The sequence below is a fragment of the Paenibacillus sp. 37 genome (assembly GCF_008386395.1).
In the GTDB taxonomy this organism is placed as follows: Bacteria; Bacillota; Bacilli; order Paenibacillales; family Paenibacillaceae; genus Paenibacillus; species Paenibacillus amylolyticus_B.
In genome coordinates this window covers 5,054,185-5,061,229 of sequence record NZ_CP043761.1, presented here as the reverse complement: position 1 = coordinate 5,061,229, position 7,045 = coordinate 5,054,185, and the positions used below count along the sequence as shown (strand labels likewise).

General features: G+C 44.7%; 7 protein-coding genes. All 7 read left to right on the top strand.

The genetic code is table 11. From position 1 onward, the window contains the following. Window positions 1-19 precede the first annotated feature (19 nt). From F0220_RS21795 to F0220_RS21765, 7 genes are read left to right on the top strand one after another with little or no spacing between them, the layout of a single operon-like run. Window positions 20-871 (top strand): 3-hydroxyacyl-CoA dehydrogenase family protein, encoded by an 852-nt coding sequence (locus tag F0220_RS21795; protein ID WP_091013879.1) that lies wholly within the window; start codon window positions 20-22, stop codon window positions 869-871. Next, entirely contained in the window at window positions 861-1,940 is a 1,080-nt protein-coding gene (locus F0220_RS21790) for an HAD-IIIC family phosphatase (RefSeq protein WP_374954407.1), read from the top strand. Before F0220_RS21795 ends, F0220_RS21790 begins: the two co-directional genes overlap by 11 nt. A 15-nt stretch (window positions 1,941-1,955) precedes the next feature. After that, window positions 1,956-2,219, top strand: coding sequence for an acyl carrier protein (locus F0220_RS21785; protein WP_091013881.1), 264 nt, complete (start codon window positions 1,956-1,958; stop codon window positions 2,217-2,219). Beyond that, window positions 2,216-3,100 carry a hypothetical protein gene (locus F0220_RS32590; RefSeq protein ID WP_179086485.1) on the top strand — a complete coding sequence of 295 codons (885 nt, stop codon included), beginning with the start codon at window positions 2,216-2,218 and terminating at the stop codon, window positions 3,098-3,100. The genes F0220_RS21785 and F0220_RS32590 overlap by 4 nt, the downstream gene beginning before the upstream one ends. A 25-nt stretch (window positions 3,101-3,125) precedes the next feature. Continuing rightward, a complete protein-coding gene (locus F0220_RS21775; protein WP_105599779.1) occupies window positions 3,126-3,866 on the top strand; it encodes a thioesterase II family protein in 741 nt (246 codons plus the stop codon). Between the two features lie 47 nt (window positions 3,867-3,913). Further along, window positions 3,914-6,235, top strand: a complete 2,322-nt coding sequence (locus F0220_RS21770; RefSeq protein ID WP_223199741.1) for an ABC transporter permease — start codon at window positions 3,914-3,916, stop codon at window positions 6,233-6,235. A gap of 12 nt (window positions 6,236-6,247) precedes the next feature. Continuing rightward, window positions 6,248-7,015 (top strand): ABC transporter ATP-binding protein, encoded by a 768-nt coding sequence (locus F0220_RS21765; RefSeq protein WP_047843824.1) that lies wholly within the window; start codon window positions 6,248-6,250, stop codon window positions 7,013-7,015. The last annotated feature ends 30 nt before the right edge of the window (window positions 7,016-7,045 follow it).

Sequence of the window (7,045 nt, the reverse complement as noted above, 5' to 3'; positions counted from 1 at the left end):
AATAAGGAGGTGATTAGGTATGCATAATCGACTCATTGCAATCATTGGCGCAGGGGTGATGGGATGCGCCACAGCACTGGATGTCGCGAGGGCTGGTTATCGTGTGATTTTGCAGGATATTTCGGCATCGGTCATCGAACACGCTCCTGATGTTATACGTCGTGAATATCGTTCAGCTTGCTTCCTGAAGCAAGGGTACGGTCAGGTGCCCTTGGATCAGATCATGGAACGAATTTCGTTCCAGACACAAGATGAAGGTGTGGAAGAGGCAAGTATCATTATTGAAAATGTAACTGAGAATCTGGAGTTGAAAAAGGAAGTTTACGCACGACTATACCACACGGCTCGTCCGGATGCTTTATTTGCGCTAAATACAAGTTGTATTTCCGTGACAAAGCTCGCTTCATTTTTGCCTGACCCAGGTCGAGTCATTGGGGTGCATCTGATGAATCCGGTTCCTGTTAAATCCATGGTGGAGGTGATCAAAGGACATCATACAACGCAGGGTACGGAACATGAGATGGTAGCGTTTTTGGAAACTCTTGATAAAAGTCCAGTTGTCATAGAGGATTTGCCTGGGTTTGTCTCTAATCGCCTCTCGCACTTGTTAATGAATGAAGCGGCGTACATTGTGCAGGATGGGATCGCTACACCCGAGCAGGTAGACGCCATTATGAAGAAGGGCTTCAATTATCAGATGGGGCCGCTGGAGACGGCGGATCTGATTGGTCTGGATACGGTCGTGCATTCATTGAAAGTATTGTACGACAGCTATCAGGACCCTAAATTCCGATGCTGTCCGATGTTGCAGAAAATGGTTGATGCAGGACAGTGGGGGCGTAAGACGGGTCAAGGATTCTATGCCTACTAAGATGAAGGGTGGCATGACCATGGAAAAGCTCAAGGATATCAAATGCATCGTTTGGGATCTGGACCACACCATATGGGATGGAGTTTTGCTTGAATCTGCAGATGTGCAACTGAAGCCGGGCTTAAAGGAGGTGATTGAAAAACTGGACCAGCGAGGTATTTTGCATTCTGTTGCCAGTAAAAATGATGCAGAGCTGGCTTGGGCGAAACTAAACGAACTGGGCATCGCCGAATATTTTCTGTATCCCGAAATCCATTGGGATGCGAAGTCCGTCTCTGTTCAGCGGATTCAGCAGAACATTAATATCGGCATGGATGCCATTCTGTTTGTGGATGATCAACCTTTTGAACTGGAAGAAGTGCAAAGTGTACATGCTGATATCCAGGTACTTCATGCGGATCAATATGAAGCCATGCTTGATGACCCAAGGCTGATGCCCCGATTCATTACAGCCGACTCTGCGTGCAGAAGGCAGATGTATCAGGCGGATACGCTCCGTAAACAGGCTGAGGAACAGTATGAAGGACCTTCAGAACAATTTCTGGCTACGCTCGGCATGAAATTTTCCATCTACGAGGCTACTGAGGATGATCTTCAACGTGCAGAGGAACTTACTGTCCGTACCAATCAGCTAAATGCAACGGGAATTACCTACAGTTACGAGGAGCTGCATCAACTGATGACCTCGCAGGACCATATGTTATTGGTGTGTGAACTCGAAGACAAATACGGAACGTATGGCAAAATTGGACTTGCACTAATTCACATGCAGCAGAAAGTATGGCGGCTAAACATGCTTCTGATGTCTTGCAGAGTAATGTCCAGGGGAGCAGGGAGTGTGCTGCTAACGTATATCATGCGTGAAGCTCAGAAGCAGGGCAAACAGATGCTTGCGGACTTTAGGGATACCGGAAGGAACCGAATGATGAATATCAGCTATCGCTTTGCCGGTTTCAAGCAGCAATCTGCAGATCAGGAAGGAAGAGTACTGTTTTATCATGATTTGCAGCAGGCTGTAGAGTTTCCAGATTACATTGAGGTTTTAGTGCCCGAGGGGCAACATCAATAACAAGGGGGAAGGGCAGTGGATTATCGTCAGGAAATTCGGGAGTTTATCGGGAACAACCTCACCATGGATCATGAGGACACTCAAATTAATGATAATGACAATTATTTTGAGCAGCGGTTCGTCAATTCGCTCTTTGCGATGCGTTTGGTGGACTTTGTAGAGCGTAAATTCCAGATTGAGATCGCAAATGAAGATCTGGATTTGGCTAATTTCTGCACGATTAACCGTTTGCATGATCTTATTGAGAGAAAGTTGACTGAGAAGGAGGCGGCACTATGATTACAGCTAATCAGGCATCCATTCGTCCAGTCACAAGTCCGGCAACCAGCCCGTCCAACAAATATATGTATTTGTTTTTGGGAATTTCCTTTGGCACATGTTATGGAATCGCAAGTTTGTTCATGTTCTTTGCGGATTTTATTGTACCCATAACAGGTGAGTTAACCTTGATGCATCCACTTGCGATCGTTGCTCTGTATTCACCTTCCATTGCCGGATTAATTACATGTTATGTGATGGGCGGAACGGAAGCATTAAAAGGAATGTTTATGAAGCTGGTTCCGCGCAGACAGGACCTGTTCTGGATACCGCTAATTATCGGAATTTCCATCATCTTTGCATCAACAATGCACTTTGGTTCCTTGTTATTCGGCATACCGGTTCCTGAGTTGACATATAGTGTACCTGAAATGATCTGGTTGGGGATTGTGAATCTGATCAAGGAGACGGGGCTGATTGGTGGGCTGTTTGGCTGGATCGGATTTTTGCTTCCATTCTTGCAAGGGAAGTTAAAAAATAATATAACAAGTGGTCTGATTACCGGCCTGTTGTTCGGATTATGGGTGCTTCCGGGATACTTGATTTCCTCTTTTGGCACCTCAACCACTTACATATACTACGTTGTTCAGCTTATGGCATTTATCGTGTTCCAAAGTTATATCTTCAATGCAACCAAAGGTACACTTCTGTTTTATCTGCTTGCATTCTGGCTTGTAGCCACAGGAAGTCAAATTGATTTGTACTACTTTAATCCGCAAGTTCAAATTATGCAATTTTTCTTTTTTGCAATATCGGCTATTGTCATTCATGTCATCTTCAAGCGTAAAAATGTGGATACTTCACTTCAGACATTCCCTGCATATGTTCTGGAAAGAAAGTAAGCCTGGTTATGGTGGTGGATAAGTGATGGAACCGATCTATTTGGAGCAGCTACAAAAGGGGAAGGGAGACAGACAAATGGTCTGTTTTCCTTATCTCGGTGGCAACTCCAACAGTTTTCAGCCCCTAGTGCCGTACCTTCCTGACACGGAAATTTGGGCGTTTACGCCCCCGGGTCATGGTCTGAACACCGAAACACCCCTGGAGCATATGCAGCAACTCGTAGAACTGTATACCAGCAAGTTGCTGGATGTTATACAACCTGGCAGTCTGTTATTTGGACATAGTCTGGGAGGGATTACAGCCTACTTCGTTGCGCAGCGCTTATGTCAGGAACGTCCAGATGTAGCTAAAACGCTACGGCTTGTGTTATCTGCCTGCAACACGCCTGACGAATGCGGGATGCAGAATTATGATCGGATGTCAGACGAAAATCTGATTGATCATCTGTTTTCCTATGAAGCTCTTCCGCAAGAACTGATACATGAAAAAGAATTATTGAATTATTTTCTGCCCGTCATCCGTGCGGATTTCAGGATGCTGGAATCTGCAGCAACGCTTGAATATGAGCCGCTCTCATTGCCGGTATTGTATCTGTGGGGAGAACTGGATCGTACGGTTACCCTTCAATCAGCGTTGAGATGGGGCCGATATTTTCGCACATCCATGAAGCTTCAAACCATCAAAGAGGGTGCTCACATGTTCATGATGCATCAACCTTCAATGGTGGCGCATTGTCTGACAAGCTTTATGACTCCAGATAAATAGGAACAACTTGTAGATGAGAGGAGCCATGTTCGTTTATGCTGCTACGAATGCTGAGAAACGATATAACGAGAAAAAAAGGGATTACGGCTGCGTTATTTATTTTTGTACTGCTGGCCGCCTTGCTGGTATCTTCGGGGTCACGAATGATTATGGAACTGACGAGTTCCATCCAATATCTATTTTCTGAATCCAAAACACCACACTTTGTGCAAATGCATGCCGGAGAACTCGATCAGGCCAAAGTGAACACATGGGCTGAAGAAAATGCCATGGTCCAGCAGCATCAGATTGTGGAAATGGTCAACATTGACGGCTCTAATCTGTTTCTCGGAGCAGAGTCCGAAAAGAACAGCGTTATGGACATTGACTTTGTTACACAGAATCAGGGTTTCGACTATTTGTTGAATCTGGACAGTGAGATTATTCAGGTTAACGATGGCGAGATCGCGGTTCCGGTATATTACATGCAGCAAAAAAAATTGAGCGTGGGCGACCAGGTTCGGATCGATAATGGTCAATTTGAGCGTTCTTATACCATCGTTGATTTTGTCCGTGATGCTCAGATGAATCCATCGGTTGTGCACTCCAAACGTTTTATCGTGAGTGCAGGGAATTTGCAGGAACTGAAGCAGAGCATCGGAGAGATGGAGTATCTCATTGAATTCCGGTTGACGGATCCCGGACTGACGAGTGAATTTACCCAGGCTTACCAAAATGCAGGGCTTCCCAATGCGGGTCCAGTCGTAACCTATGGGCTGTTCCAGGTATTGAATGCCATGACCGACGGAGTTATTGCAGCCGTTATTATTTTGGTCAGTCTTGTGCTGATTCTGATCGCGATGCTTTGCATCCGATTCACGATGCTTGCGACCATCGAAGAGGATTATCGTGAGATTAGTGTCATGAAAGCGATTGGGATCGCAGAGAAGGATATTAAGAGACTGTATCTGATGAAGTATGTATTTATGGCCGGATTTGCATCCGTACTTGGTTACATTGCATCACTTGGCGTTAACAGATTATTTGTTTCCAACATCATGTTGTATATGGGAAAAGCACCTGCAACCCTGTTGCATTTCGCGATTCCGTTATTAGCCGCTGGAATCATATTTGCCATGGTTGTTCTGTTCTGTCGAACGGTACTGCGACGTTTTCGTTCCATCTCCGCAGTGGATGCTCTCCGTACCGGGAGCCTGGGAGATACACAGATCATTCGAAACCGGCTTAGTTTGTCCCGCAATCGCTGGTCTTCTGTACCTGTCTTTCTTGGTCTGAAGGAAGTCATACAGCGAATCAAGATGTTCCGATTATTGTTATTCGTCTTTGTAGTCAGTTCATTTATCATGATTGTGCCGGTCAACTTCCTGAACACTTTGCAGGCGCCAAGTTTTATTTCTTATATGGGTGTTGGACAAAGTGATATTCGCATTGACTTGAGGCACACAGATGATGTGGAGCAGCGTTATGACAATCTGGTTGCCCAGATCCAAAATGATAAAGACATCAAAACATATTCCCCATTGGTAACAAGCCAGTTCAAGATTAAAAATGCGGAAGGAAGTTACGACAATCTGAGTGTAGAAACTGGGGATTTCAGTATTTTCCCATTGTCTTATGTTAGCGGTAATGCGCCAACAACTGAGAATGAAATTGCGTTATCTGATGCCAACAGTAGCGAGCTGCGCCTGAAGACTGGTGAGCAACTTACCTTGCTGGTTAATGGCAAGGACCAGATGATGACAGTCAGCGGGATATACCAGGACGTTACGAATGGTGGGAAAACGGCGAAGGCCTTATTGCCCTACAACAAGGATAGTGTGTTGTGGTATGTGGTCAGTTTGGATCTGAATAATCGCGGGGACATGGCTACCAAAATTGCTGAATATGAGGCGGCTTTCTCGCCGGCCAAAGTAACCGATCTTCAAGGTTATCTGGATCAGACGTTAGGCGGAACCATCCAACAATTGAAATTGGTGACGATGCTGGCCTTGGTCATCGGTGTCTTCATATCTATTTTAATTACAGCACTGTTCCTTCAGATGTTAGTAGCCAAGGACAACAACGACATTGCTGTACTAAGAAGTCTTGGGTTTGCCTTGTCTAAAATCAAGTTCAAGTATGTCGTGATGTCACTTGTCATATTAATCTTAGGGGTTGTTACTGGAACGATATTGTCCAATACGTTGGGTCCGTTGTTGGTTAGTGCCATTATGTCGACGTTTGGTGCTTCCAATATTGTTTTTGTTGTTAACCCGTTACAGGCATATGTTTTGTGTCCATTGTTACTTGCAGGCACGATTGTACTAACAGCATGGATAAGCATCCAATCGATCAAAGAAACGAGCATCTCCAAAATGATTGTCGAATAGGGAGGATCAACGATGACAACTATACTTGAGGCTAAAGACGTGAATAAATCCGTAGCGATCGGCGAGAATGAAGAACATAACATCTTGAAAGATATCAACCTTCAATTAAAAAAGGGAGAATTTGTTTCCATCATGGGGCCATCTGGCTCAGGCAAGTCTACCTTACTGTACAACATAAGTGGTATGGATCAGATTAGTGCTGGAAGTGTCTATTTTAATGGCAAAAAAATATCGGCATTTGAGGAGAGGGATCTGGCAAGTCTACGTTTGACCAAGATGGGATTCATCTTTCAAAATATTCATCTGCTCAAGAATCTGAATCTATTAGACAATATCGTACTTTCCGCGTATCTGGCCAAGAATAGCAGCAGAGAAACGATTAATACACGGGCAATGTCATTAATGAAAAAAATGGGGATTGATGAGCTTGCTGGGCATAACATCACCCAAGCCTCAGGTGGACAGCTTCAACGGATTGCCATCTGCCGTGCGCTGATCAATAATCCAGATATTTTATTCGGCGATGAACCAACGGGGGCGCTGAATTCCAAATCAACGTATGAAATCATGGATATTCTGGGCGATATTAATGCAACAGGTACAACCATTCTGCTGGTGACCCATGATGTGAAAGTCGCTGCCAGATCGGAACGTGTACTGTTTATGATGGACGGTAAGCTTGTTGCAGACAGAAATATTGGAAAATATGCAAGAGAGCGTCAGGATCTAAAAACAAGGGAAAGCCATTTGGCGCAATGGTTGACTGAAATGGGGTTCTAAAAAAAGAACTCCATGACTACAATAGACCGA

Excerpts from the sequence above, each read along its gene's own strand:
- F0220_RS21775 (WP_105599779.1), top strand. The coding sequence starts at position 3,126 with ATGGAACCGATCTATTTGGAGCAGCTACAAAAGGGGAAGGGAGACAGA.
- F0220_RS21795 (WP_091013879.1), top strand. The coding sequence starts at position 20 with ATGCATAATCGACTCATTGCAATCATTGGCGCAGGGGTGATGGGATGC.
- F0220_RS32590 (WP_179086485.1), top strand. The coding sequence starts at position 2,216 with ATGATTACAGCTAATCAGGCATCCATTCGTCCAGTCACAAGTCCGGCA.
- F0220_RS21765 (WP_047843824.1), top strand. The coding sequence starts at position 6,248 with ATGACAACTATACTTGAGGCTAAAGACGTGAATAAATCCGTAGCGATC.
- F0220_RS21790 (WP_374954407.1), top strand. The coding sequence starts at position 861 with ATGCCTACTAAGATGAAGGGTGGCATGACCATGGAAAAGCTCAAGGAT.
- F0220_RS21770 (WP_223199741.1), top strand. The coding sequence starts at position 3,914 with ATGCTGAGAAACGATATAACGAGAAAAAAAGGGATTACGGCTGCGTTA.